Source organism: Saccharopolyspora erythraea (assembly GCF_018141105.1).
Taxonomy (GTDB): domain Bacteria; phylum Actinomycetota; class Actinomycetes; order Mycobacteriales; family Pseudonocardiaceae; genus Saccharopolyspora_D; species Saccharopolyspora_D erythraea_A.
On record NZ_CP054839.1, the window covers coordinates 5,521,577 to 5,546,612 of the forward strand.

21 protein-coding genes are annotated in these 25,036 nt (G+C 72.8%); 13 read left to right on the forward strand and 8 right to left on the reverse strand.

Translation table 11 applies throughout. From position 1 onward, the window contains the following. Window positions 1-34: 34 nt before the first annotated feature. The 5 genes from HUO13_RS24670 (at window position 35) to npdG (ending at window position 4,367) form a co-directional block, all read left to right on the forward strand. Entirely contained in the window at window positions 35-475 is a 441-nt protein-coding gene (locus HUO13_RS24670; RefSeq protein WP_211897444.1) for a type II 3-dehydroquinate dehydratase, read from the forward strand. Between the two features lie 134 nt (window positions 476-609). Further along, on the forward strand, window positions 610-1,830 hold the full coding sequence (locus tag HUO13_RS24675; protein ID WP_211897445.1) for an MFS transporter: 1,221 nt from the start codon (window positions 610-612) through the stop codon (window positions 1,828-1,830). 213 nt (window positions 1,831-2,043) lie between these two features. Further along, window positions 2,044-2,952, forward strand: a complete 909-nt coding sequence (locus HUO13_RS24680; RefSeq protein ID WP_211897446.1) for an LLM class flavin-dependent oxidoreductase — start codon at window positions 2,044-2,046, stop codon at window positions 2,950-2,952. A 38-nt stretch (window positions 2,953-2,990) separates the two neighbouring features. Then, window positions 2,991-3,608 carry a hemerythrin domain-containing protein gene (locus HUO13_RS24685; protein ID WP_211897447.1) on the forward strand — a complete coding sequence of 206 codons (618 nt, stop codon included), beginning with the start codon at window positions 2,991-2,993 and terminating at the stop codon, window positions 3,606-3,608. Window positions 3,609-3,701: 93 nt separating this feature from the next. After that, window positions 3,702-4,367, forward strand: coding sequence for an NADPH-dependent F420 reductase (gene npdG, locus HUO13_RS24690; protein WP_211897448.1), 666 nt, complete (start codon window positions 3,702-3,704; stop codon window positions 4,365-4,367). Window positions 4,368-4,475: 108 nt separating this feature from the next. Here npdG and HUO13_RS24695 read toward each other — a convergent pair whose 3' ends face one another. Both HUO13_RS24695 and HUO13_RS24700 read right to left on the reverse strand, forming a co-directional pair. Then, window positions 4,476-4,658: a hypothetical protein gene (locus HUO13_RS24695; RefSeq protein WP_211897449.1), complete on the reverse strand. Its 183-nt coding sequence runs from the start codon at window positions 4,656-4,658 to the stop codon at window positions 4,476-4,478. A gap of 76 nt (window positions 4,659-4,734) precedes the next feature. Further along, window positions 4,735-8,418: a CHAT domain-containing protein gene (locus HUO13_RS24700; protein ID WP_249124016.1), complete on the reverse strand. Its 3,684-nt coding sequence runs from the start codon at window positions 8,416-8,418 to the stop codon at window positions 4,735-4,737. A 109-nt stretch (window positions 8,419-8,527) separates the two neighbouring features. Here HUO13_RS24700 and HUO13_RS24705 point away from each other — a divergent pair, with 109 nt between their 5' ends. The 3 genes from HUO13_RS24705 to HUO13_RS24715 all read left to right on the forward strand — a co-directional run bounded on the left by HUO13_RS24705 (window position 8,528) and on the right by HUO13_RS24715 (window position 10,966). After that, entirely contained in the window at window positions 8,528-8,875 is a 348-nt protein-coding gene (locus tag HUO13_RS24705; RefSeq protein WP_211897450.1) for a hypothetical protein, read from the forward strand. 3 nt (window positions 8,876-8,878) lie between these two features. Beyond that, complete coding sequence (locus HUO13_RS24710) at window positions 8,879-9,790, forward strand: hypothetical protein (RefSeq protein ID WP_211897451.1); 912 nt, start codon at window positions 8,879-8,881, stop codon at window positions 9,788-9,790. Window positions 9,791-9,976: 186 nt separating this feature from the next. Continuing rightward, a complete protein-coding gene (locus HUO13_RS24715; RefSeq protein ID WP_249124017.1) occupies window positions 9,977-10,966 on the forward strand; it encodes a DUF4185 domain-containing protein in 990 nt (329 codons plus the stop codon). A 15-nt stretch (window positions 10,967-10,981) separates the two neighbouring features. Here the strand turns inward: HUO13_RS24715 and HUO13_RS24720 are convergent, their stop codons facing one another. Both HUO13_RS24720 and HUO13_RS24725 read right to left on the reverse strand, forming a co-directional pair. Continuing rightward, the gene (locus tag HUO13_RS24720) at window positions 10,982-11,911 is read right to left on the reverse strand and encodes an alpha/beta hydrolase (RefSeq protein ID WP_211897453.1); all 930 of its coding nucleotides are present in this window, start codon (window positions 11,909-11,911) and stop codon (window positions 10,982-10,984) included. A 155-nt stretch (window positions 11,912-12,066) separates the two neighbouring features. Further along, window positions 12,067-12,486 carry a PPOX class F420-dependent oxidoreductase gene (locus tag HUO13_RS24725; RefSeq protein ID WP_349253336.1) on the reverse strand — a complete coding sequence of 140 codons (420 nt, stop codon included), beginning with the start codon at window positions 12,484-12,486 and terminating at the stop codon, window positions 12,067-12,069. Between the two features lie 396 nt (window positions 12,487-12,882). Between HUO13_RS24725 and HUO13_RS24730 the strand changes: the two genes are divergently transcribed. Further along, entirely contained in the window at window positions 12,883-13,140 is a 258-nt protein-coding gene (locus HUO13_RS24730) for a WhiB family transcriptional regulator (protein ID WP_211897455.1), read from the forward strand. Window positions 13,141-13,234: 94 nt separating this feature from the next. Here HUO13_RS24730 and HUO13_RS24735 read toward each other — a convergent pair whose 3' ends face one another. The 4 genes from HUO13_RS24735 to HUO13_RS24750 are packed head-to-tail and all read right to left on the reverse strand — an operon-like array spanning window position 13,235 to window position 17,773. Beyond that, complete coding sequence (locus HUO13_RS24735) at window positions 13,235-14,011, reverse strand: enoyl-CoA hydratase-related protein (RefSeq protein WP_211897456.1); 777 nt, start codon at window positions 14,009-14,011, stop codon at window positions 13,235-13,237. Next, a complete protein-coding gene (locus HUO13_RS24740) occupies window positions 14,008-16,068 on the reverse strand; it encodes an acetate--CoA ligase family protein (protein WP_211897457.1) in 2,061 nt (686 codons plus the stop codon). The genes HUO13_RS24735 and HUO13_RS24740 overlap by 4 nt, the downstream gene beginning before the upstream one ends. A gap of 2 nt (window positions 16,069-16,070) precedes the next feature. Continuing rightward, entirely contained in the window at window positions 16,071-17,231 is a 1,161-nt protein-coding gene (locus tag HUO13_RS24745) for an acyl-CoA dehydrogenase family protein (protein WP_249124018.1), read from the reverse strand. A 2-nt stretch (window positions 17,232-17,233) separates the two neighbouring features. Continuing rightward, window positions 17,234-17,773 (reverse strand): thioesterase family protein, encoded by a 540-nt coding sequence (locus HUO13_RS24750; protein ID WP_211897459.1) that lies wholly within the window; start codon window positions 17,771-17,773, stop codon window positions 17,234-17,236. 108 nt (window positions 17,774-17,881) lie between these two features. On the opposite strand from HUO13_RS24750, the gene HUO13_RS24755 reads away from it, so the two are divergent. From HUO13_RS24755 to HUO13_RS24770, 4 genes are all read left to right on the forward strand, one after another. Then, the gene (locus HUO13_RS24755) at window positions 17,882-18,685 is read left to right on the forward strand and encodes an IclR family transcriptional regulator (protein WP_211897460.1); all 804 of its coding nucleotides are present in this window, start codon (window positions 17,882-17,884) and stop codon (window positions 18,683-18,685) included. 367 nt (window positions 18,686-19,052) lie between these two features. Continuing rightward, window positions 19,053-21,554, forward strand: coding sequence for a sensor domain-containing protein (locus HUO13_RS24760; protein WP_249124019.1), 2,502 nt, complete (start codon window positions 19,053-19,055; stop codon window positions 21,552-21,554). 117 nt (window positions 21,555-21,671) lie between these two features. Continuing rightward, window positions 21,672-22,088, forward strand: coding sequence for a hypothetical protein (locus tag HUO13_RS24765; protein WP_249124020.1), 417 nt, complete (start codon window positions 21,672-21,674; stop codon window positions 22,086-22,088). Continuing rightward, the gene (locus HUO13_RS24770) at window positions 22,085-25,009 is read left to right on the forward strand and encodes a tetratricopeptide repeat protein (protein ID WP_211897462.1); all 2,925 of its coding nucleotides are present in this window, start codon (window positions 22,085-22,087) and stop codon (window positions 25,007-25,009) included. Before HUO13_RS24765 ends, HUO13_RS24770 begins: the two co-directional genes overlap by 4 nt. The last annotated feature ends 27 nt before the right edge of the window (window positions 25,010-25,036 follow it).

The window sequence follows — 25,036 nt, forward strand, 5'->3', positions numbered from 1 at the left end:
CCGGCAATCTCCATCGCACACCTGGGGGCGCACCATGCCTGAATTGCTCTTGCTCAACGGCCCGAACCTGGGGATTCTCGGACGCCGCGAGCCCGATGTCTACGGCACGCAGACGCTGGACGACATCGCCGGCGCGGTCGCCCGCGAAGTCGCCGAGCAGGGGTGGGAGGTCCGGTCGGTGCAGCGCGACTGCGAAGGCGAGCTGATCCGGGCGATCCAGGACTCCTACGACACCGTGGGCGCGATCGTCAATCCGGGCGCGCTGATGATTGCCGGGTGGTCGCTGCGCGACGCGCTGGCCAACTATCCGCGTCCGTGGATCGAGGTGCACCTGTCCAACGTGTGGGCCCGCGAGAGTTTCCGGCACGAGTCGGTTATCGCGCCACTGGCCAGCGGTCTGATCGCGGGACTGGGCGGGTTCGGCTACCAACTCGCCGCGCGGGCACTGGTCGAAGTGGTGCAAAACCGGAGTTGAGCGGCTCGCGCCAGCACCGCTGCCCCGCCCGACCGGCCAGAACTCCCGGAGCCGACATGACCGACACGACGAATTGCACAACCGCCCCCGCCACGGCCCCGCCAGGCAGGGTGAAGACACTCCTGGGAACCGGAGTGGGCAATGCCCTGGAGTGGTACGACTGGGGAATCTACGCGATCTTCGTCCCCTACATCGCCACCCAGTTCTTCGACAACTCCGACCAGCTCTCGGCACTGCTGTCCGCACTGGCGGTTTTCGCGGTCGGATTCCTCGCCAGGCCCTTCGGCGGCTGGCTGTTCGGCCTCATCTCCGACCGGTGGGGCCGCCGCAACGCGATGACGCTGTCGGTCGCGGGCGCGGCGGGCGGCACCATCCTGATCGGCGTCTCGCCCGCCTACGCCGCGATCGGAGCGGGCGCGTCGGTGGTCCTGCTGTTCGCGCGCCTGGTGCAGGGCGTGGCGCACGGCGGTGAGCTGCCGTCGGCCCAGACCTACATCTCCGAGGTCGCGCCGGACCGGCATCGCGGGCTGTGGTCGAGCCTCATCTACTTCTCCGGCACCATCGGCCTGATCATGGGAACCGCGCTCGGCGCCGTGCTGACCACAGTGCTGACCGACCAGCAGATGAGCGCCTGGGGCTGGCGGATCCCGTTCCTGCTCGGCGGCGTGGTCGGGCTCTACGCCCTGGTCATGCGGCGCCGGATGGAGGAGAGCGCGGCCTTCCGGCGGCAGGCCACGCAGACCTCCGCCGCGGACCGGGAGCCGATGGGGCGCGCGATCCTGCGGTCCCGCAGGCAGGCGCTGCAGGTGATCGGCATGACCATCGGCCTCACCGTCGCCTTCTACGCCTGGGGAACCGCCGCGACGCAGTTCGCCATCAGCTCCCGCGGCGTCCCTCCCAGCGGTGCGCTGTGGGCCGGGGTGGCCGCACAGGTGGTGTTCATCGCCGTACTACCGCTGTGGGGCGCGCTGTCGGACCGGATCGGACGCAAGCCGGTGGCGCTGATCAGCATCATCGGGCTGGCGGTCGCGGGCTTCCCGCTCAACGCCCTGCTCGACAACAGCCCTTGGCGGCTGTTCGTCGCGATGTCGCTGGCGATGGTGCTGATGGCGGCCAGCGCGGCCATCATGCCCGCGATGTTCGCCGAGCTCTTCCCCACCCGCATCCGCACCGTCGGCGTCGCCGTGCCCTACTCCTCGGCGGTCGCGCTGTTCGGCGGCACGGCCCCGTACCTGCAGGCATGGCTGGAAACCTTCTCCGGACCGTGGTTCACCGGCTACGTGTCCCTGCTGCTGGTCGTGTCGGCCGCGACCCTGCTGTCGATGCCCGAGACCCGGGGAACGCCGCTTCGCTGAGACGGCGTCCGCACGGGCGCGGATCGAGCACGGCCGGGACGGGGAGTCTCGGCCGTGCCGCTTTCCAGGCCGGACGCGTCCAATCGGAGAACTCTCCGCAAAACCCTTGGAATCGGAGACACCTCCGCTTATAGTGGTGGGCAGTTGCCATGGCGCGGGCATCCGACCACGGAGCCGCGCGGTTTCACCCGCATCCGGAGGAGAGGTTCGACGATGGCCGATCTGCGTTTCGGCGTGGCAGTGGCACCGGTGGCCGCCGAACTCGACACGGTGGTCGGCCTCGCCAGATCGGCCGACGAGGCCGGGCTCGATCTGTTCGGGGTGCAGGACCACCCCTACGTCGCCGACTTCGTCGACACCCTGAGCCTGATCGGCCACCTGCTGGCCGCCACCCGGCAACTGCGCGTCTTCCCGGACGTGGCGAACCTGCCGCTGCGGACCCCCGCGCTGCTGGCCAAGCAGGCCGCCTCGCTGGACCTGCTGAGCGACGGGCGCTTCGAGCTCGGACTCGGGGCCGGCGCCAGCCAGCCGGCCGTCGGCGCGATGGGCGGACCGGTCCGCACACCCGGCCAGGCGTTGCGCGCGCTGGAGGAGGGCATCGCCGTCATCCGCGCGATGTGGAACGCCGGCCACGCGGTCCGCGCCGACGGCGAGCACTACCGGCTCGCCGGCATCCAGGCCGGGCCCGCGCCGGCGCACCAGGTCGGCATCTGGCTCGGATCGGTCGGCCCCCGCATGCTGGAGCTGACCGGACGCCTCGCCGACGGGTGGGCCGCGCCCATCGCGCCGTACCTGCCCTACGAGCACTGGCCCGCCGCGATGGCGGCCATCGACGCCGCTGCCCGCGACGCCGGTCGCGAACCGTCCGATGTCGTGCGCGTCGCCCACCTGGTCGGCACCATCACCGAGGCGCGCACCGGCCAGGCCACCACGCACGCCGGGTTGCGGGGTTCCGCGCCGATCCAGGCCGACGCCGGGCAGTGGGCGGAACTCATCCGCAGCCTCGCCGAGGACGTCGGCTACGACACCTTCGTCTTCTGCCCCGCCGAAGCCACCCCTATCCAGCTCGACCGGTGGGCGCGGGCGATCGTGCCTGCGGTCCGCGGCAGCCGGAACTCGTGAGCAGGCAACGAAAGGACACGGGAGGAATCCGAACCACCATGCCCAACAACGACAACTCGGAGTCCAGCAGCGCCGCGCAGGCCCGGACCCGGAAGGGCCCCTGGGGCGACGACCCGCTGCGGACCGCCGAGCGCCCCCACCTCCCCAAGCCGCAGGGGTCTCCGCCCGCGCGGCAGATCGGTGGCAGCGGCAGCCGCCTGGTGCTCATCCACGACCACCTGCGCCAGGAGATGAAGCAGCTGCGCGAGGCGGTCGCCCGGGTCGCCGACGGCACCAGCGACGCGGCCACCGCGCGCTCGGCGATCAGCAACCTGACCATGCAGCGCAACTACCGGAACCTGGGAAGCTTCTGCGGCTCGTACTGCCGCATCCTCACCCTGCACCACACCATCGAGGACAGGGCGCTGTTCCCGGAGATCGCGATGGCCGACCAGTCCGTCGAGCCGGTCGTCAAGCGGCTCGACTGGGAGCACGAGGTCATCGCCGAGGTCTGCACCGCGCTGGACACGACGCTGATGGCACTGATCAACGGCGAAGGCACCATCGCCGACGTGCAGGAGATCGTGGAGACCCTCGACCAGGTGCTGAGCTCGCACCTGGACTACGAGGAGGACGAGCTCGTCGGACCGATCAGCCGGCTCAACATCACCGTGTGACGCCCCGGCGCAGCGCGGCGGGGAGCCGGTCGCTCCCGCCGCGCGCCCCGGGCGCACAACGAAACCCCCAGCCATCAAGGAAAGGAGCCGGGCATGACCGGTGTTCGGGAGATGACCATCGGCGTGCTCGGTGGTACCGGGGCGCAGGGCAAGGGGCTGGCGATCCGGTGGGCCAGGGCTGGCCTGAAGGTCGTGATCGGCTCGCGCAGCTCCGAGCGCGCCCAGCAGGCGGCGGCCGAGATCGCCGGAGTCGCGGGTGGTGACGTGACCGGCCAGGACAACCCTGGTGCGGCGGCGGTGTCCGACATCGTGCTGCTGGCGCTGCCCTGGGACGGCCATGCCGAGACGCTGACCGCGTTGCGCGGTGAGCTGGCGGGCAAGATCGTGATCGACTGCGTGAACCCGCTCGGGTTCGACAAGCAGGGCCCCTACGCCCTGGAAGTGCCTGAGGGCAGCGCGGCGCAGCAGGCCGAGCGCTTGCTGCCGGACTCGCGGGTCACCGCGGCGTTCCACCACGTCTCCGCGGTGACCCTGGCCGACCTGGATGTCGCCGAGGTCGACCTGGACGTGCTTGTCCTCGGCGACGACCGGGAAGCCACCGACGTGGTCCGGGAGCTGGCGGGGATGATTCCCGGCGTGCGCGGTGTCTACGGTGGACGGTTGCGCAACGCCCACCAGGTCGAGGCGTTGACGGCGAACCTGATCGCGATCAACCGCCGCTACAAGGCCCACGCCGGTCTGCGCATCACCGACATCTGACGGCGGTCACAGGCCGCGACAACTCGCAGCCGGTCACGCGGCGAAGCGGGGCGAGCGGCCGGGCCCGCGGTCACCGGACCGCGGGCACCCGCCACCCGCTGCCCGCATTCATGCCTTCTGCCCGGACTTCTTCGCCGTCTTGCAGTCGCCGCACGTCACGCCGCCGAAGAAGAACGGCTCCCTGAACGTGCCCGGACCGAACTTCTTGCCGCACAGCGACAACGCCCGCCCGTCCCACAACGACACCTTGCCGCTGTGAGTGATCCCGTCGTGCAAAACCTCGGTGCGCATGGCTTCCCCTCAGTCGATGTCCCGTGGTCGAGTACAGACTGGCGCAGGACACCGACAATCACCGGCATCCGGCCGGTCACGGGCCGCTGTGGATCAGCGGCGCCCACAGGTCGGGCCGGTCGGGATGGGCCTCGCGGAGTCCGCGGGTGACGTGGTGCAGTGCGGTCGCGGCGTCGTCGGCGGTGCTACGGCCAGGCAGCCTGCGGTAGAGGTCGTGGGCCGCCACCGCGGCGACGCGGTCGTCGAGCGGCCACAGGCTGGCGATGACGTGGCGGAAACCGGCCAGTTGGAAGGCCGAGGCCAGGTGCAGCGACTCGTCGGCGTGCCGGGCTCCGTGGTGGGCGGTCGAGCAGGCGGACAGGTAGGCGAGTTCGGCCTGGTCGAGCCGCAGCCTGCTGATCTCCGGCAGGGTCAGGGTGTCGTCGTGCAGCCGGAGCCCGCCGCGCGAGGGCTCGGCCAGGTCCGCGGTGGCGTGGCAGGCGAAATGCGCCCAGGTGGCCTCGCTCATGGCTGCCAGCACCCGGTCCTTGGTGGCGTGGCGGTCGGTCAGCGGCGCGATGCCGTCGTGCGCGGCGTGCAGATGGGCCGCTTCGACGGCGGTTCCGGGCAGGTCTGGCAGGCCGGGGGTGTGCTCGAGCGCGACGGTGAGCTGGTGCCGTCTGGTCGCGGGCGGGCGGGTGCGGGTGCGCGCCAGTGCCCGCAGCGTCGGCGTGTAGCTGGAGACGACGGCGTCGAGAGCGCCCGGCCTGCCCGGATGCCCCGCGGCGTGCAGCGGGAACAGCCCGAGCAGGCCGGTGGGCATCCACCACACGCGCGGTCCGGAGTCCGCGTGCGGGAATGCCTGCGGTAAGGCGTCCAGCGTCGGAGCGACGACGGTGTCCCACAGCCAGGCCAGGATTTCCGGGAGGACCCGCCTCTTCTTCAGGGCAGCCGTCAGCCTGCGGGTGTCGTGCGTTGCGTCCAGGAGCGCGTTCGCGCACGTGTTGACGTCGGAGAAGGCGAGCTGCGGCAGGGGCACCAGAACCGGGTCGCCGATGGCGGTGACGATGACGGCGTCTCCGCGCTGCCGGCCCGCGTTGACCAGGAGCACCGCACCACCGGCCGTCGCAGGCCGCAGGTCGGACAGCCGGGGCGGAAGCAGGAACCGCTCGTGCCCGGGCATGTCGCGGATGCGCGCGACCAGGGCGTCGTGCTGCTCCCACGACTTCCTGCGGTCCTCGATCCGGTCGGCGTCGCCGGCAGAGCCGTGAGGTGTGGTGAGCCGGTCGCGCAACCGCCCGAACCGCGCTGCGAGCTCGGGATGCGACTGTTCGAGCTCGGTGAGATCGGTGCGGGAGTCCATCTGCGCCGCGAGCAGCACGCCTCTGCCCAGTTCGGCGATCCGCACCGCGCCGGTGACATCGCCGAGAGCGCAGTGGGCGGCCACGGCCTGACCGACGAGCCCGGCGTACCGGCCGATCCGGTATTCCTGGTCGGCCCAACCGGATTCCCGGGGCGGGACCGACGGCAGCAGGCGTACCGCCCCGTCCAGCAGGTCGGCGGCGAGTTCGTGCTCGCCCATCTCGGTCGCGAGCGAACCCACCACGTACCGGGCCTCGACCTGGTCGCCCGGCGACGCCACAGCGGCGTTGACGGCGCGGTCGGCGAGAGCCCGCAGCGCCTCGGGATCGATGGTCTCCGCGTCGGCGGTGAACCGGGAGCGGTAGGCCCGGCCCAGGTTGGACACCCGCCCCGCCGCGCTGGGGTCGTCGCCGGAGGTCGCCGCCAACGCACGCTCGCCGAGCTCGATCGCGCACTCCAGGTCGTCCCGCGCACCGGTCAGCCCGAACCGCAGCCCGTACCCGAGGCCGAGGTTGGCCAGGCACGTGGCCGAACCCGCGTGGTCCCCGGGGGTCAGTCGCACCGCTCTTTCACCGACCTCGATGGCCCGTTCGAGGTCGGCCGGTGATCCCGTTCGCCCGAACCGCAACTGGTAGGCGGGGCCGAGGTTGGCCAGCGGCACGGCGAGCCTCGGATCGTCCTCGGGGATCGCCGCCGCCCGCTCACCGGTCTCGATCGCGCGTTCCAGGTCGGACAGCTCTCCCCTGCGCTCGAACAGTTCTCGGTGGGCGACGCTGAGCTGGCCCAGCGTGATGAGCACCCCGACGTGGTCCTGCGGGGAGCCCGCGACCGCCCTCTCGCCGAGTTCGATCGCCCGCTCCAGATCGGCCAGCACCCCGGTGCGCTGGTACCGGGTCCGGTAGGCGACGGCGAGGTGCGACAGCGCCTCGACGCGGAGGGGGTGGCCGTCGGCCTTCGCCGCCGCCGCGCTCCCGGCCAGCTCGAACGCCCGTTCCAGGTCGGCCGGGTCCCCCAGCCGTCCGTGGCGCCGCTGGTAGGCGATGCTGAGGTTCGCCTGCCGACCTGCTTTCCGGGGGTCGCCGTCGGGGGTGATCCCCACCGCTCGCTCGCCGTGCGCGATGGCATCGCCGAGATCGTCGAGCGTGCCGGTGCTCTCGAAGCGCTTCCGGTAGGCCAGCCCCAGGTGGTCCAGGGCGATGGCGTGGTCGCGGTGGCCTTCGGGTGTCAGTCCCAGCACCCGCTCGGCGTACTCGATCGACCGCTCCAGATCGGCGATCTCTCCGGTGTGCTCGAACCGCTCTCGGTGAGCGATGTCGAGCAGCGCGAGGGCGCGGGCCCGGTCGTCGGCCGGTTCTGCGCTCAGCGCTCGCTCACCCAGCTCGATCACGCGGTCGATGTCGGCCCGCGACCCGGTCCTTTCGAACCTGCGCAGGTAGGAGCCGCCGGTGTTGTACAACGAGGCGGCGAGCTCGTCGTGCGGGGTGATCGCCAATGCCTCCTCTCCGAGCTCGATCGCCCGCTCGACGTCGGCGAGGTCCTCGGCGCTCTCGTAGCGGTCGCGGTAGGTGCCGCCCAGGTTGCGGACGAAGGCGTAGCGGTCCGGGTCGTCGCCGGCGGTGAGCGCGAGGCACTGCTCGCCGAGCTCGACCGCCCGGTCCAGGTCCGCGGGATGGTCGGTGGCGCCATGCCGGTCCCGGTAGGCGGCGCCGAGGTTGGACAGCTGCCGCGCCTTCTCCGGGTGGTCGTCGGCGGTGGCGGCCACTGCCCGCTCGCCGAACTCGATGGCCAGCTCCAGGTCCTCCGGGGCGCGGTCGCGCCGGTAGCGCTGGTGGCAGGCGAGCCCGAGGTCGTCCATGCGCCGGTCCAGCTCGGGATGCTCCGGCGGAGTGGCCGTCGCGGCCGCGGTCAGCAGCAGGATCCCGGCGTCGAGCAGCGACGGGTCGGACGTGCCCTGCGCGGCACGCAGCAGGTCGCGGGCGAGACCGGTCTGGGCGTCGGGATCGGCGCCGGGGCCGAGGATCTTGTGCAGGGGCCGCGGAATCGGGGCCGGGGTGCCTGCGAGCCCGGCGAGGAAGTCCACGCAACGGGCGAGTTCGGAGATCCGCGTGCCGTCCGACAACGCCTCGAAGCGCGAGAAGTGCAGCCATCCCAAGACGTGGCAGGCGTGGGCGAGCCGCCCGAGCGCCTCAGGACCGGGCTGCCCGGTATTGGGCTGCCCGGTGTCGGGAAGCTCCGCGCCGTCCGGCTGCGCGGCCTCCCACAACTGGTCGGCCTCCCGCAACGCCCGCTCGCCGAGGACGGCTCTGCTGATCCGCCAGCGCTGGAACCTGGTCACCCGAGCGGAAACCCGGCGCACCAGAACCTCGAACGGGTCCTGCGGAACCGGCGCCGCCGGGCGCCGCCTCAAGCCCCTGAACACGTTCGGCCACCCCCGGTGCGTGCCTGGGTTCGCTACGCTGCGGACACAGCCGATCATTCCACGCGATGTCGCGCGGTGCGGCCGAAAACCGACCGAGGAGTGCGGAGAAGTGGATCCTGCCGAGCGCGATGCGCTGACGACCTTCTGCGACGAACTCCCCGGCCTGCGGGAGGAATGCGCGCGCCACCCCGGCGACCGGCTCCGCCTGGTGGACAGGATCGCGGTCGAGGCCAGGGCGCGGCGCCCCATCCTCGGCCTGCTGGCGGAGCTGCTGGGCACCAGCCGGGCGGAGGCCGCCCGGGCACTGGGCTCGGCACTGCCGGGTACGGGCCCGGGACAGGCCGACGAGGAGCTGTTCGGCTGCCCCGACCGCGCCTGCGACCGCGTCCGCGAGACACCGCCGGCCGGACCGATCCCCCGCTGCCCGGTCACCGGGCGTCCGATGAGCCGGCGCTGAGGCATGGGCAAGTTCTTCGAGCAGCTCGCGACCAAGCTGGCCGACCGGTGGGCGAGCCTGCTGCTGCTTCCCGGCGCGCTGCTGGCCGCCGCCACCGCGATCGGCGTGCAGCTCGGGCAGCGGCAGGCAGTGGACCCGCTGGCGTTGCGGCGAGCCGTCGCGACGGCCTGGGGCGTGGTCGCAGGCCAGCCTGCGGCCACCCAGGTGGTGCTGGCCCTCGCGTTCCTGCTGTCCGCGGCCGGGGCCGGCCTCGCGGTGCAGGCGCTGGCCGGCGTGACCCGGCTGGTCTGGCTCGGCCGGTGGCCCGCACCGCTGCGGCCGGTCGCCCGCTGGCGCGCGGGCCGCAGGCGGGCGCGCTGGTACCGCCACGTGCGTCAGCGGCGGGAGCTGGAACGCGCCCACCCGCGTGAGTACCGCACCGCCGACGAGCAGCTCTCGGTCGACCGGGCCGCCGAGCGCGTCAACCGCCTCGCCCTGGCCGAGCCGGGCAGGCCGACGTGGATGGGCGACCGCATGCACGCCCTCGAACGGGTCGCCCAGGACCGCTACGGGCTGGACCTGGCCTTCGCCTGGCCGCGGCTGTGGCTGGTGCTGCCCGACAACACCCGCGCCGAGATCACCGCCGCGCACGCCGCGTTCGCGGCCGCGGTCGCGACCGGCACCTGGGCCTGGCCCTACCTGGTTCTCGGCGCGCTGTGGTGGCCGGCGCTGCTGGTCGCGGCGAGCATCGGCATCACGGGGTGGGTGCAGGCGCGCAGCGCGACCACCGACCTCACCGCCCTTTCCGAGGCCGCGCTCGACCTGCACGGCCGCACCCTCGCGATCGAGCTCGGCGCCGCGGGCCCGGACACCTGCGGACCGCTCACGGCCGACGAGGGCGCGCGGATCACCGCGCTGGTCCGAAAAGGCCGCTGACCGCCACGAACGCAGCGATCCCACCGATGGCGACTGTCCGCAACGGTGCAGTCACCACCCGTGTCCCACCGGAGTGCGAACCCCGCCTCGCGAGGAACCTACAGTCGGCCGCAGGCGCGGGTCGCGACGGCGGGGCCCGTGCCGGGACGCACGGCAGACCGCGAGTCGGGAACGGGAATGACGGCGATGCGCAAGGTGAAGGACCTGACCGGGCCGGGCCGCACGGACCACTTCGGCGTCGGCGGCACCGACCTCGGGGTCACGGCGGTCGCGCCGGACGGCCGGCTGGTGTCGGTGTTCGGTGACACCTTCGAACGGGCCGGTGTGGGCGGGCGCGGCTGGCGGTCGCCGGTCGTGCTCTTCGGGGATCCGGCGACAGCCCGCACCGGTGTGGAGTGGACCGGATCGATCGGCGCCGGTGCCTACGCCGCACAGGCGCTGCCCTACCACCACGACTCGGTGATCAACGGCCTGCACGTCAGCACCGTGATCCCCACCGACGTCATCACCATCGGCGACACGATGTACCTGCACGTGATGGTGTGCCATGGAATCGGCAACGTGCACTGGACCGAGGTGCACCGCTCGACCGACAACGGCGAGACCTGGCAGCACACCGGCGCGACGTGGCCCGGCGACCACCACGGCGGGCTGTTCCAGATGCTCACCTGGGCGCCGGGGAACGACGGCTACGTCTACGCCTTCTCGACCGGTTTCCAGCGCAACCAGGGGTTGATCCTGCACCGCGTCCCGGCCGACCGGGTGGCCGATCCGGGCGCGTGGGAAGGCTGGGGCTTCCGGGACGGCGCGTGGGCGTGGGGCCACCCGCCCACGATCGCCCTGACCGGCGCGTACGGCGAGCTCTGCCTGCGCCCCGTCGGCGGCCGGTGGCTGCTGTCGTTCTTCGACGCGGGCAACTACCGCATCGACGTGATGAACCTGGCACTGCCCACGTCGAACCTCTACGAAGCGGCGCGCGCCACGGTGCTGCACGGGACGGCGTGGGACCGCGAGGACCACGCGTGCGGGCACGTCGCCCAGCTCTACGGCGGCTACATCGTGCCCGGCTCCACCATCGAGGACCTGCACCTGGTGGTCAGCCAGTGGAACACGGAGCGGAACTGGCCGTACCGGGCGATGCAGTTCGCCGGGAGCGCCCCCGCTGCCGCCGACTGACCGCTCGTTCGGCTCCTACTGCCCGGATGCCTCCGGGTACAGGGCGCGGCGCAGGACCACGTGGGTTTCGGCGGCCTGGCGGCGCGACACCTGCGCACCCGCGATGATCGCGGACCGGTGGAACGTGCCGGGGAACAGGTGCAGCTCGACGGACACGCCGGCTCGCAGCAGCGCGGACGCGTAGGCGATCCCCTCGTCGCGCAACGGATCGTTCTCGTACACCGACACGTAGGCCGGGGGCAGTCCGGAGAGGTCGTCCGCGCGCGCGGGCGCCGCGTACGCGGGTACCTGCCCGTCGCAGCCGGCGAGGTAGTGCCGCCAGCTCAGCTCCGCGTCGGCGCGGTTCCACAGCGGGGTGTCGTCGAACGTGCGTGCCGACGGCGTCTCCAGCCGGTCGTCGACCTCGGGGGCGTCGAGGAGCTGGAACCCGATCGGCGGGCCGCCCCGGTCGCGCATCAGCAGCGCGAGCGCCGCGGCGAGCCCGCCGCCCGCGCTCATCCCGTACACGCCGATCCGGGCGGTGTCGATCCCTTCGGCGTCGGCGATCCAGCGCAGCGCCGCCTCGCTGTCCCGCAGCGCGGCCGGATACGGGTGCTCGGGGGCCAGCCGGTAGCCGACCGCGACGACGACCGCGGGCAGCCCGGTGCACAGGGCCACCGACTGCGGGGTGGTCGATTCCAGGCTCCCCATGACGAATCCGCCACCGTGCAGCAGGAGTACAGCGGGCAGCGGCCCGGCGGCGTCGAGCGGCCTGCACACCCGGATCGGCACCGAGGCGCCGTCAGCGGCGCGAACCGACTTGTCGATGATGCCGAGCCCCTCGGTCGCGGGCACCTCGGCGCGCGCGGCGAGCTGCGCCATCCGGACCCGTGCCCCGGCGAGATCGTGGATGTGCAGATCCGGTATCGCCGGCAGCGCCGCCGCCAGCTCGGGGTCGAGATGCATGTGTGGCCCCCGTCCGCCGAATCCGGGCCCCGGTCCAGCGACCCCGCGCCCGGTCCACCGACTTCGTGCCACCGTCCCACCGCGGGCCCGGGCCCGCCACCGAGGGCAGGACCTCGGGCTCGCCCGGAGCCCTGGCGGGGAACGGATGTGTACCCCTACCCGCCGGTGATGTTGTTCTCCGCGATGATCTTCGTCGGGGATACCCGGACCACCATGCTGCCCTCGCCCGCGTTCAACCTGCCGTACTCATCGGCCTTCTCCGCACCGACGTACCTCGCGGCGTTGCGGGTCGACCAGCGCAGCACCTCGTCCGGGTCCTCCGTCGTCGTGGCCCGCCCCTCGATCACCACGAACGCGAACGGCGGCGTCTCGTCGTCGACGCAGAGCGCGACCCGGCCGTCGCGCAGCACGGCGCGCCCCTTGGCCGAGTGCTTGCCGGTGGTGATCACCAGGTCGTCGCCGTCCAGCACGAACCACACCGGGACGACGTGCGGACCTCCGTTCTCGCGCACCGTTGCGATCTTGGCCGTGCGGGTTCCCTCCATGAGGAACCGCCGGCGTTCGTCTGCGGTCATCTGCGGCATGCTCGACTCCCTCGGCGCGTGCGGCGGTGTGCCCGAACTGTCCGTCGGCGCCGTCACACCGGCAACACGAGACGGCGAGGAGCGCGGATCGCCGGTTCGGCTGTGACCCGCGGCACTCCGCAAAGCGGTCGCGGCCGTCGCGAGCAGGCGTGTGAGGTAGGTCAACGCCGCGCGAGGAACATCGCCCCGAGGTCGGCTCGTTGTCCCCTCGAACGATTGAGCCCCCGGCGAAGCGCGCCGCGCCGCCCGTGCCCCGGCTGGAGTTCCGGCCGCGGGCGGGCCGACCGGGAGCGGCACCACCCGCGGTGCCCAGCGCTCAGGTGAAACGTGATGTCGGTACTGGACCCACGTCCGGCGTGTGTCCCGCGAGAGGAGGCGGCAAAGAGGATGGAACGCGACACGACGAACTGGCGGGACCAGGCCGCCTGCCTGGACGAGGACCCCGAGCTGTTCTTCCCGGTGTCCGAGGTGGGCCCGGGCGCCAGGCAGGCCTCGGCGGCCAAGGCCGTGTGCGCACGTTGTCCGGTGCGCTCCGAGTGCCTGGACTACGCCCTGGAGAACGGCTTGGACCACGGCGTCTTCGGTGGGATGACCGACCGCGAGCGGCGCGCGCTGTCCCGCAGGTCGTCGAACCAGGCCGCCTGACGGGATTTCCCGCACCGCGCGGCCCAGGCCGTCAACGACGCGTCCACTGCGGTCAACGACCCGGCCCGGCGATCGGTCGTCCGTCCACTCGCGATCAGCGACCCGTCCACTGTGGAGGCCGCTTCTCGGCGAAGGCGCGCGGTCCCTCCCGGGCGTCCTCCGACGCGAGCATCGCGCGGTAGTTCGGCAACCCGCCGCCGCGGAGCAGCCGGTACCCGGACTCGACGTCGAGCGCCGCGGTCTCGCGCAGGATCTCCTTGACCGCCGCGACGGCCAGCGGCGCACCGGCACGGATGCGGTGCGCCAGCGCGGCGGCCTCGGCCGGCAGCTCCGAGGCGGGAACGACGCTGGTGACCAGACCCCACCGATGCCCCTCCGCGGCGGTCATCCGCCTGCCGGTCAGCAGCATTTCGGCCGCCACCGCGCGCGGCAGGCGCTCGGGCAGCCGCAGTACGCCGCCCGAGTCGGCGACCATCCCGAGGGTGACCTCGGTGAGCGCGAACTCAGCGTGCTCGGCGGCGACCACCAGGTCGGCCGCCAGCGCGAGCTCGAACCCACCGCCCAGCGCCAGCCCGTTGACCGCCGCGATCACGGGCTTGTCCAGGTCGAAGAACTCGGTCAGTCCGGCGAAGCCGCCCGGCCCGTGGTCGGCGTCGATCTCTTCGCCCGCCTTCAGGTCCCAGCCCGCCGAGAAGAAGCGCTCGCCCGCCCCGGTCACCACCGCCACGCGCAACGAGTCGTCGTCGCGCAGCCGGACGAACGCCTCGTGCAGCGCGCGGCTCGTGGCCACGTCGATGGCGTTGGCCTTCGGGCGGTCCAGCGTCACGGTCAGCACGCCGCCGTCGGCATCAGTGCGCACCGCCTCGGTCATGTTTTGCCTCCTCGTCGTCGCCGGATGAGCACGTCCACCGCCGCGGTGCCCTCCGGCAGGGCCAGCAGCGGGTTCACGTCGAGTTCGACCAGGTCGTCGCCGGCGCTTGCGTAGTCGGCGATCGCGCCGACCGCGTCGACGACCGCGTCCACGTCGGCGCCCGGACCGCGGAAACCAGCCAGCAGCGGCCAGATCCGCAGCCCGCGCAACGCGTCGCGGACGTCGGAGGGGGAGGCCGGCAGCAGCAGCGTGACCGCATCGCCGACCAGCTCCACCAGGACACCTCCGGCGCCGAGGGTCAACGCCAGCCCGAAGCGCGGATCGCGCCGCACTCCGACGATCAGCTCCGCGACCGCGCCGCCGACCATGCGCTCCACCAGAAAGCGGTCCGCGACGCCGCCCATGCCCGCGACCGCCTCCCGCACCTGGTGCTCGTCGGTCAGCCCGACCCGGACACCACCGACGTCGCTCTTGTGCGCGATCCCCAACGCCTTGACCACCACCGGGAACCCCAGCCCGGACGCGGCGGCCGCGGCATCGCGGGCACCGGTCACGACCCCCGGGGGCACCGGGAGCCCGTGCTCGGCCAGCGCCCTCTTGCCCGACCACTCGTCGAGCAGGTGCACCACGCCGTCGGAGCCGGCCGGTTCCACCGGAAAGACCGTCCGCACCGGCAGAATCCGCTCCACCGCGCCCTGGGCCGCGCCGATCCGCGCCGCGGCGCCGATCGCGTCCAGGCAGTCGGCAACACCCTGCATCGGGGCGATGCCCTCGCCGAGGAGCCGGTCCCCCACCGCCTCGGGCATGCCCTCGGGCAGCCAGCTCACCACGCAGGCGGACGCCCCGGTTCGGCGGTGTGCCTCGACGTAGGCGTCCGCGGTGATCGACCACGACGCGTCCGAGCAGCGGTCCTCGCGCGGGAAGTCGAGCATCAGCAGGTGGGTGTCGAAGCCCGCGCCGAGGAACGCCGTGAAGCACTCGGTCAGCTCTTCCGGCCGCCCCCAGACGTAGGTGTGGTAGTCGAGCGGGTTCGCCACCGCGACCCGGTCGCCCAGGACTCGCCGCAGCCGCCTGCCGACCACCTCCGGGAACTCCGGCAGCGGCAGTCCGCGCTCGTCGGCCAGGTCGGCCACCAGCGCGGCCTCTCCCCCGGAGCAGCTGGCTGAGGCGAAGCGGGTTCCCGCCAGGGCGCCGTGGACGTGGAGGAACTTCAGCGTCTCCACGAACGCGCCGATCTCGTGCACCCTGGCCATGCCGCACCGCCGGAACAACGCGTCGCAGAGCACGTCCGGACCCGCGAGCGAGCTCGTGTGGCTGAGGTTGGCCCGCGCGCCCAGCTCGGAGCTGCCGGACTTGAGCACCACGACCGGAACCCGCCTGCGCAGCGCTTCCAGCGCCACCTCGGCCAGGCCCGGGGCGTCGTCGATGCCTTCCAGGTGCAGGCCGATCGCGGTGATCCGCGGGTCCTCCAGCATCGCCGCGACGAGGTCGGCCACCCCGGTCACGGCCGCGTTTCCGAGGGTGACCAGCTGGGCCAGCGGCAGCGAACGCCGCTGCATGGTCAGGTTCTGGCCGATGTTGCCGCTCTGGGTGATCACCGCGACGCCGCTGTCCACCCGTAGGCCGCCGTGCTGGTCCGGCCACAGCGCAACGCCGTCGAGGTAGTTCAGCGTGCCGATGCAGTTCGGCCCGATCAGCGGCATCGTCCCCGCGGCCGCCACGAGGGACTGCTGCAACGCCGCTCCCCCGTGCTCGGCGAACCCCGAGGCGTGGCAGACCGCGCCACCGCAACCGAGGGCGGCCAGCTCGGCCACCACCTGGACCGTCGCCTGGCCGGGCACCGCGACGAACGCGGCGTCGGGCACGCCGGGCAGCGACGCGACGTCCGGGTGACAGTCGAGTCCCGCGATCTCGGTCCGCCGCGGGTGCACCGGCCAGATCTCACCGCCGAACCCGATCCGGCGGCACTGCCGCACCGCCTCGGCCGCGGCCTCGCCGCCGACGACGGCGACGCGCTCGGGTGCGAGCAGCCTGCGCAGGTCCCCGTGCGCGGCCACGCTCAGGCTCCCAGCGGACGCAGCATCGACCGGGAGATGATGTGGCGCTGGATCTCGCTGGTACCGTCCCAGATCCGCTCGACCCGGGCGTCCCGCCAGAACCGCTCGACCGGCAGCTCCGCCATCAGGCCCATGCCGCCGAAGATCTGCACCGCGCGGTCGGTGATGCGCCCGAGCGCCTCGGAGGCGAACAGCTTGGCCATCGCGGCGTCCCGGTCGGTCATCGCGTCCTGGTCGAGCTTCCAGGCCGCGCGCAGGGTGAGCAGCTCCGCGGCGTCGAGCTCGGTGGCCATGTCGGCGAGCTGGAAACCGACGCCCTGGAAGCGCCCGACCGGCTGACCGAACTGCTCGCGCCGCGCCGCCCACTCGGTTGCCAGCTCCAGGACCCGCCTGCCCCGGCCCACGCTGGTGGCCGCGACACTCAGCCTGCTGGCGCCCAGCCACTGCCCCATCAGCTCGAACCCGCGCCCCTCTTCGCCCAGCCGCTGGCCCGCGGGGACCCGGCAGTCCTCGAAGGACAGCTCGCACTGGTGGTAGCCGCGGTGCGACACGCAGGCCGAGCCGCGCCGGACGGTGAGCCCGGGGGTGTCCAGGTCGACCAGGAAAGCGGTGATCAGGTTCTTCTCACCGCGCGGCGTCTGCTCGGTTCCGGTGGCGGCGAACAGGATGACGAAGTCCGCGGCGTCGGCGTGGCTGATGAAGTGCTTGGTGCCGTTGAGCACGTAGTCGTCACCGTCGCGGACCGCGCGCGTGGTCATGGACCGCACGTCCGATCCCGCGCCGGGCTCGGTCATGGCAAGGCAGTCGTGGCGTTCACCGCGGATGGCGGGCAGCAGGTAGCGCTCGCGCTGCTCGCCCTCGCACGCCTGCAGGATGTTGCTCGGCCGGGCGACCAGCATCTGCAACGCGTAGCCGGCGCGGCCGAGCTCGCGCTCCACCAACGCCATGCCGACGGCGTCGAGTCCGCCGCCGCCGAGCTCCTCGGGCATGTTCGCCGCGTACAGGCCTGCCGCCAGCGCGCGGTCGCGGATCTGCTCGGCGAGCCCGGGCGGCACCTCGTCGAGCCGCTCCACCTCGTCTTCGTACGGGTCGAGCTCGGTGGCCACGAACCTGCGGACGGTGTCGACGATCAGGCGGTGCTCGTCGGTGAGTTCGAAGTCCACGATCACTCCTCTCGCTTGATCCCCATCGGGCGGCCCACGACCTCGGGCACGGGGAGAACGGCGTGCGCGCGGTGCACGGCGGTCAGGCGTTCCCGCAGGTCCTCGGGCATCTCGCAGGCACGGCCCCGGTGCGTGTCGACGTGCACGAGCATCTGCTCGGCCGTCGCCAGCAGGACGCCGGTGCCCTCGTGGTGCATCTCGTGGAAGACGTGGACCCGCTTCGCGTCGTGGTCGAGCACCCGCAGGGTCAGCGCCAGCGGCTCGCCTTCGGTGACCTCGCGGCGGTTGTGCAGGTGGGTCTGCACCGTGTACAGCGACCGGCCCGCGGCCCGGTACCGCTCGTCGATTCCGACGTAGCGGAAGAACGCGTCGGCGTTGTCGCCGAAGACCAGCAGGTAGCAGGACTCGCTCAGGTGGCCGTTGTAGTCGACCCACCGCGGGCTCACCGGTGTGCGGTGCAGCCGCAGCGGCGCGGGGATCTCGGCGTCGGGGTCCCACTGGCGGTGCCCGCTGCCTTCGTATGGAGTGACCACTCGGTCCATATGTGTCTCACAATGTGCGTTGATTGTTCGCATTGCGCGACGGTGACCGTAGGCTCGGCAATCGCGTCGCGTCAAGGAGGCTCAGTCGGGCGGACTAGGCTGGCTCCCATGCGCACCAACGCGGCCGAAACCCGGAACGACCAGGACCCGTCCCGCGCGCCGACCGGCCGCGTGCAGTCGCTGGACCGGGCCGCGGCGCTGCTCAACGCCATCTCGGCGGGCGCGCCGGAAGGCCGCTCGGCGGCGGAGCTGGCGGTGGAGTGCGGGCTCAACCGGGCCACCGCGTGGCGGCTGCTGGCGACCCTCGAACACCACTCGATGGTCGAACGCGACCCGGCGACCAACCGCTACTCGATCGGCTTCGCCATCGCCAGGATGGCCACCTCCGCGGGCGTCGAGGGCCTGGTGCGGCGTTCCCACGGCGTCCTGGAGCGGTTGTGCGGGCAGACCGGCGAGACCGCGAACCTCGCGGTGCCGCAACGACTCGGACTGACCTATGTGGACGAGGTGATCCCGCCCGTGGTGCTCAGCGCACGGTGGCTGGGCAGGCAGGTCCCGATCCACGCGACCTCGGCGGGCAAGGCCCTGCTGGCCTGGCTGCCGGAGGAGGAGGTCGAGGCGATGCTCGCGCAGCCGCTGCCGGAGTACACCGGGACCACCCGCACCGACCGGACCGCGCTGCGGGCCGAGCTGGCCGAGGTCCGCGCGAACGGCTACGCCGTCAGCGTGGGCGAGCTCGAACCGCACCTCTACGGGGTCGCCGCGCCGGTGCTCGACGACCACCGGCGCCCGTTCGCCATCGTCAGCATCTGGGGCCCGCAGGACCGCGTGCCGCGGCCCCGGTTCCCCGAGCTCGGCGAGCGCGCGCAGCGGGCGGCGGCCGAGATCGCCGCCGCCATGTCGACCGCCTGACCCGGGCCCTGCCCGCCCGCTGCTCCCCGGCTCCCCCGGCGCCACTCACGGCGTAGCGCCGGAACCGCGACGAACGATCGCAGGTGGGTCGAGCGGCTCTGGAGGACTGGATGCGGTACAGGGCAATCGGTGCGCGAGGAGTACCGCGCCGCCACCCTGGACCACCAGAACGACCTGGCCGACCGGGGACGCAGGCGCATCCGCTGCCCGGTCCTCGCCTTGTGGATGCGATTCGCAGGCGTCGTTCTGGCGAGACCTCCGGGCAGCTACTACTGTTACACAGTGTGATCAAACCGCGACCGATGCTCGTCGGTTCGCGGTGGTCGTCTGGCGCTGAAGCAGTGCGGTTCGACCACGAGGGGTAGCCATGACGGAGCGGGAGCACCGGGGCAGGCGCATCCGGCGGGCGCTGCCCGGCAGCGGCCGCCCCGGCATGCTCAGCCACGCCGACAAGCTGGCCTGGCTGGTCGAGGCCGAGCGCATGGCGCGGATGGGCAGCTTCGCCTACGACGTCGCCCGCGGTGTCGGATACGGCAGCCCGCTGCTCATGGAGTGGTTCGCACGAGGGCAGGACGAGATCGTCGTCGACGACCTGCACCACCTGCTCGCCGCGCTGCACCCGGACGACCGGACCGCCGCGGAGAAGTGCTACGCCGAGGTCGTGGCCGACCCGGGCGGCCGGACGCAGAGCATCGAGATCCGCGACCAGAGCGGCGCGCACATCTACCTCTGCAACGTGCGCGCCGAGCACGGTCCCGACGGCCGGCTCACCCGCCTGCTGGGCACGGTCCAGGACGTCACCGAGCAGCGGACGCTGGAGTGGAAGCTGCGCGACGAGCAGCAGCGGGTGGTCGACGCCCAGCAGCTCGCCCGGCTGGGCACCTGGGAGTGGGACCCGGGCTCCGGGCAGACCAGGTTCTCGGACCTGCTCTACGAGCTCACCGGCAGGAGCCGCGCGGAGATCACGACCTATCACGGGTACCTGCAACGGGTTCCGGCCGATGAACGAGAGCAGGTGCACCGGATCTGGCAGGGGCTGCGCAGGGACCGGCAGCCGGTCGAGTTCGAGCACCGCTACGTCCGCCTGGACGGGTCGGTCCGCGTGTGGCGGATGCATGGCGCCGAAAGGCACGACATCGCGGGCAGACCGCGGCTGCTCGGCACCGTGCAGGACGTCACCGAGGAGCACGCCGCGCAGTCGCGGCTGCGGCGGTTCATCGACCTGTGCGAGCTCGCCCCGGTCGGCGTCGGCCTGTTCGACCAGGAGGAGCGGCTCGTGCACGCCAACCCCGCACTGTGCGGGCTCCTCGGCCACTCGCCCGAGCAGATGCGCGGCATGACCACCCAGGCCATCAGCGAGCCCGGCGAGGAGAACCGCTGGTCCCTGCCCGACGCGGCACGGGGAACCGGGATCGCCCCGGCACCACGGCGATGGCTGCGCCGCCGCGACGGCTACCCGGTGTACTGCGAACTGCACAGCACGGAGTCGGTGCAGGATGACGGAACCCGGTTCTGGCTGGTGGTCTTCCAGGACGTCACCGAGCCGTACCGGACCGCGGAGATGCTGCGGCACCAGGCGACCCACGACGAGCTGACCGGCCTGCCCAACCATGCCGCGGTGAAGGCGGCGCTGGGCGACCTGCTCGCCTCGCCGGGCGCGGACCGGGTGGCCGTGTTCCTCTGCGACATCGACAACTTCAAGCGCATCAACAACTCCCTCGGCCACGACGCCGGGGACGAGCTGCTGGTCGCGCTCGCCCGGAGGCTCGAAAGCCGGCTGCCGCGCGAATGCACGCCCGCCCGCCTCTCCGGTGACGACTTCCTGGTCGTCTGCTCCGACATCGACGCCGCGGGCGGCGTGGAGAGCCTGGCCAGGACCATGTCCGGACTGCTGAGCACCGCGGTTCCCGTGCACGGGCAGCTGATCAACGTGTCGGCGTCGATCGGCGCCGCGATGCGCCACGACCCGCTCACCACCGGCGGCGACCTCCTGCGCTTCGCCGACGCGGCGCTGAGCGAGGCGAAGCGGCAGGGGCCCGGCAGGCTCTCGCTGGCCGGGCCCGCGCTGCGGGACGCCGCGAACCAGCAGGTGCACCTGGAAGGAGAGCTGCGCAAGGCCCTGCAGGACGACGAGCTGGAGATGCACTACCAGCCCGTGGTCTCCGACGACGGCACCATCGTCACGGTCGAAGCACTGCTGCGGTGGCCGCACCCCGAGCGCGGGATGCTGAGGCCCGGCGCGTTCATGCCGATCGCCGAGCAGGGCGGCATGCTGCGCGACCTCGACCATTGGGTGCTGCGGACCTGCCTGCGCGAAGCCGCGACCTGGCCACCCGCGCGCGGCGAGCCGGTGTGGATCGCGGTCAACCTCTCGGCGCTGGTTCCCGGCGACCCCGGATTCGTCGACACCGTCCGGGACGCGATCAACGCCAGCGGCATCGACCCGGGCCGGGTGATCCTCGAGCTGGTCGAGACCGCGCTGGTGGACCTGCCGGACCGCTCCCGGCAGGCCATGGACGAGCTCACCCGCTACGGGGTCCGGTTCTCCGTGGACGACTTCGGCACCGGCTACTCATCGCTGGCCCGCCTGAAGGACCTCCCGGCGCACACGATCAAGCTCGACCGCCGGTTCGTCTCCGGAGTCGTCACCGACCCGGCGGACCTGGCGGTCGCCAAGGCGGTCGCCGACATCGCCCACGCCATGCGCCGCCGATGCGTCGCCGAAGGCGTGGAAACCGCGACCCAGTTCCACGTGCTGCGCGGCATCGGGGTGAACGGCTACCAGGGCTGGCTGTTCTCCCACGCCCTACCCGTCCGCGAGCTGCTCCCGCTGCTGCGCAAGGGCCACCTGCCCGTACCGACCACATGATCGGCCGCGTGATCGGCCGCGCCCGCCGAGATCGACGAAACCCGACCTGCGCAGGGCCGGGAGCTGGCAGACTGAAAGCCTTCTTTGGCTGATCGGCTTCGTCATCCGGAGGGGTTCGTGGTCGGTGACGGCAGGGCGCGGCGGCGGTGGCCGTGGGCGGTGTTCGGCGCGGTGTCCGCACTGGCCGTCGCGGGCGTCGCGGTGTGGCTCGGCGGGGAGATCGTGTCCTACTCCCGCAGGCCGTTGTCCGATCAGGACAGTCTGGCCAGCGTGACCAGCATGTTCATCGGCGGTGCGGCGCTTTTGGTGTCGGCGGGGTCGCTGGTGCTGGCGGCGCTGCAACTGCGCCAGGGCGCCAGGCAGGCCCGCTCGCGGGAGTCCCGCGAGCCACAGCCCGAGAGTCCACAGCCCGGGGGCACCGTGCAGATCGGCACGGCCTCGGACGGCGGCCGGCTGTTCCAGGTCGCCCACGGCGACGTCCACCTCCACGACGCGCCACCGGAACCCGGTCGGCGCGGGGAAAGCACCCGATGACCACCGCGGGCGACGGGCCCTCGCAGGTGCACCAGGAAGTGCGCGTCGAGGGCGGCTTCGGCTACGGGGTGATCGGGGCCGACCTGCACGTGTTCGCCGACCGGGGACCGGTCTACGTGCTGGAGGAGTACCGGCGGTCGCAGCCGCCCGACCCGGATTGGCTGGCCGAGCTGCCGAGCCGGATGCTCAACGCCCGCTACGCGGTCGTGGACTTCACCGGCCGCCAGGACGAGCTGGCCCTGCTGCGCCAGTGGCGCGACACCGGACCGCGACTGGCCGCGCGGTGGCTGCACGCACCCGGCGGCCAGGGCAAGACCCGGCTGGCCGCCCGGTTCGCCGAGGAGTCGCTCGCCGCGGGCTGGAAGGTCGTCACCGCGACGCACGGACCGGGCAGCGTCCTGCCGCCACCTGGCAGCCAGGACCTGCGTCTGACCGGAAAACGCGGCCTGCTGCTGATCATCGACTACGCCGACCGGTGGCCGCTGAGCCACCTGACCTGGCTGCTCAGCAACGCCCTCCTGCACCAGAGCGCGGTCCCGGCGCGGGTGCTGATGCTCGCCCGCGGCGCGGACGCCTGGCCCGCCGTGCGCGCGGCGCTGGCCAACCACCAGGCCGGCACCTCCTCCCAGCACCTGGCCGCCCTGCCCGACGACACCGGCCAGCGCACCGAGATGTTCACCGCGGCACGCGACAGCTTCGCCACCCGCTACGCCCTGGGTTCCGCCACCGATGTCCGGCCACCGGCCCGGCTCGACGGCCCCGACTTCGGGCTGACCCTCGCGCTGCACATCGCCGCGCTGGTCGCCGTCGACGCCCACGCCACCGGCCGCCGCCCACCCGCCGACATGGCGAACCTGACCATCTACCTGCTGGACCGCGAACACCTGCACTGGGCACGCCTGCACACCAGCGGCGAGCACGACACCGGCGACACCGACCGCGGCTACCTGACTCCGCCCGCGGTGATGAACCGGACCGTGTTCACCGCGGCACTGACCGGTCCGCTGGCCCGATCCCCCGCCACCACGGTCCTGGGATCACTGCACGTGCCACTGGAACCCGAGCGCGTCCTCACCGACCACAGCCTGTGCTACCCGCCCGCGGACCCCACCGGAACCTCGGTGCTGGAACCGCTGTATCCCGACCGGCTCGCCGAGGACTTCATCGCCCTCACCCTGCCCGGGCACACCGCCGACTACCCCACCCAGTCCTGGGCCGCACCAACCACCTCCACCCTGCTCGCCGCGAACGGCGACCGTTCGACGCCTTCCTGGACGCCCCGCACCGTCACCTTCCTCGCCGCCGCCGCGGAACGCTGGCCCCACGTCGGCCCGGACCACCTCTACCCGCTGCTGCACGCCTCCCCCGAACTCGCCGTCGCCGCGGGCGGTGCCGCGCTGACCTCCCTGGCCGGGTTACCGGACATCGACCCCGATCTGCTGGAATCCATCGCGTCGCACTTCCCGGAAGACCGCCGCGTCGACCTCGACGCGGGCATCGCCGCCGTCACCGTCCGCCTCGCACCACACCGCCTGACGCACGGCTCCGGCTGGTCCACGCAGGTGGCGATCCACCACGACGTCGGTCTCCGGCTGCACTACGCCGGCCGGGAGCCGCAGGCGCTCCAAGCAGCCGAGCAAGCCGTGGCGGCAGCGCGGCGGCTCGTGGAGGAAGCGGCCGGCACCCGTGCGCGCACGATGGAGCGTCTGAAGCGCGCCGCGAGCGATCCCGCCTTCGCCAGAGCAGCAGCGGCGTCCGGCCTGACGGCCGAGGAGAAGCTGGCTCGGCTGGGGGCCGAGGAGAAGGCCACCCAGTTGGGGGCCGGCGCGGAACGCATGCTCGCGGGTGCGTTGCGGAGTCTCGGGCGACGCCTGTCGGCGCTGGGCCGCAAGGACGAAGCGCTCGCGGCGAGCGAGGAAGCCGTCACCATCATGCGCCGTCTCGTCCAGGACTTCCCCACCGTCTACGACGACGAATTCGGTGCCGCGCTGTACTCCCTGGGTGGCGACCTGGCGAGCATGGGACGCCCCGGCGATGCCTCCGCGGCGGCGCAGGAGGCCGTCCAGACGTACCGGCGGCTGGCCGCCGCCGACCCGGCCGCATACGAACCCGACCTCGCGATCTTCCTGGTGGGCTGCGGAACCGGCCTGTTCGACCAGGGCCGGCTGCCCGAGGCGCTGGCACTGACCGAGGAGGGCGTGGCGATCATGCGGCGGCACGCCCAGGCCGATCCCGCCACCCGCGAGCCCAGCTTCGCCGAGCTGCTGTCCACGCTCAGCCTCCGGCTGTCCAACTCCAAACGGCCCGCCGAGGCGACGGCCACCGCGCAGGAAGCGGTCGCGGTGTACCGGCGGCTGGCCGGGATCAACCCGGCCGCCCACGAGCCGGAGCTCGCCGAGGCGCTGCGGTGCCTGGGGATGTGCCTGCTGAACGCGGGCCGGTCGGAGTCGCTGGACGCGAGCGGCGAAGCGGTCGGCATCCAGCGGCGGCTGGCCCGGGACATCCCCGCCGCCTACGAGCCGCGCCTCGCCGAAGCGCTGCTCGTCCACAGCTGGTGCCTGTACGCGACGGGGCGGCACGCCGAGGCCCTGGCCGCCACGCGCGAACAGGTCGAGGTGTACCGGCGCCTGAGCCAGGGCAACCCGGGCACCTACGAGCACCGCTTCGCGGTGGCCCTGCTGTCCTTCGCGGGACTGTGCGCCGGGACGAAGAGCGAGATCGACAGCGGGCTGAGCGCGATCAACGAAGTGATCACCACCTACCACCGCGACGGGCACGCGCTGGCCATGTTCGCCTTCGGCGTGCGCTCGGCCGGTGGGGAGTTCGTCAAAGTGCTGGACGAACTCGGCCGCGCTCACGACGCGGCCGAACTTCGGCGCGCGCTCAGCACCGTCCCCGAGGTCGCACCACCGGCGACCTGACCACGCGTCCACCCCGCCTGCCGCGCC

Excerpts from the sequence above, each read along its gene's own strand:
- HUO13_RS24670 (WP_211897444.1), top strand. The coding sequence starts at position 35 with ATGCCTGAATTGCTCTTGCTCAACGGCCCGAACCTGGGGATTCTCGGA.
- HUO13_RS24680 (WP_211897446.1), top strand. The coding sequence starts at position 2,044 with ATGGCCGATCTGCGTTTCGGCGTGGCAGTGGCACCGGTGGCCGCCGAA.
- HUO13_RS24685 (WP_211897447.1), top strand. The coding sequence starts at position 2,991 with ATGCCCAACAACGACAACTCGGAGTCCAGCAGCGCCGCGCAGGCCCGG.
- npdG (WP_211897448.1), top strand. The coding sequence starts at position 3,702 with ATGACCGGTGTTCGGGAGATGACCATCGGCGTGCTCGGTGGTACCGGG.
- HUO13_RS24695 (WP_211897449.1), bottom strand. The coding sequence starts at position 4,658 with ATGCGCACCGAGGTTTTGCACGACGGGATCACTCACAGCGGCAAGGTG.
- HUO13_RS24710 (WP_211897451.1), top strand. The coding sequence starts at position 8,879 with ATGGGCAAGTTCTTCGAGCAGCTCGCGACCAAGCTGGCCGACCGGTGG.
- HUO13_RS24715 (WP_249124017.1), top strand. The coding sequence starts at position 9,977 with ATGCGCAAGGTGAAGGACCTGACCGGGCCGGGCCGCACGGACCACTTC.
- HUO13_RS24720 (WP_211897453.1), bottom strand. The coding sequence starts at position 11,911 with ATGCATCTCGACCCCGAGCTGGCGGCGGCGCTGCCGGCGATACCGGAT.
- HUO13_RS24725 (WP_349253336.1), bottom strand. The coding sequence starts at position 12,486 with ATGACCGCAGACGAACGCCGGCGGTTCCTCATGGAGGGAACCCGCACG.
- HUO13_RS24730 (WP_211897455.1), top strand. The coding sequence starts at position 12,883 with ATGGAACGCGACACGACGAACTGGCGGGACCAGGCCGCCTGCCTGGAC.
- HUO13_RS24735 (WP_211897456.1), bottom strand. The coding sequence starts at position 14,011 with ATGACCGAGGCGGTGCGCACTGATGCCGACGGCGGCGTGCTGACCGTG.
- HUO13_RS24750 (WP_211897459.1), bottom strand. The coding sequence starts at position 17,773 with ATGGACCGAGTGGTCACTCCATACGAAGGCAGCGGGCACCGCCAGTGG.
- HUO13_RS24755 (WP_211897460.1), top strand. The coding sequence starts at position 17,882 with ATGCGCACCAACGCGGCCGAAACCCGGAACGACCAGGACCCGTCCCGC.
- HUO13_RS24760 (WP_249124019.1), top strand. The coding sequence starts at position 19,053 with ATGACGGAGCGGGAGCACCGGGGCAGGCGCATCCGGCGGGCGCTGCCC.
- HUO13_RS24770 (WP_211897462.1), top strand. The coding sequence starts at position 22,085 with ATGACCACCGCGGGCGACGGGCCCTCGCAGGTGCACCAGGAAGTGCGC.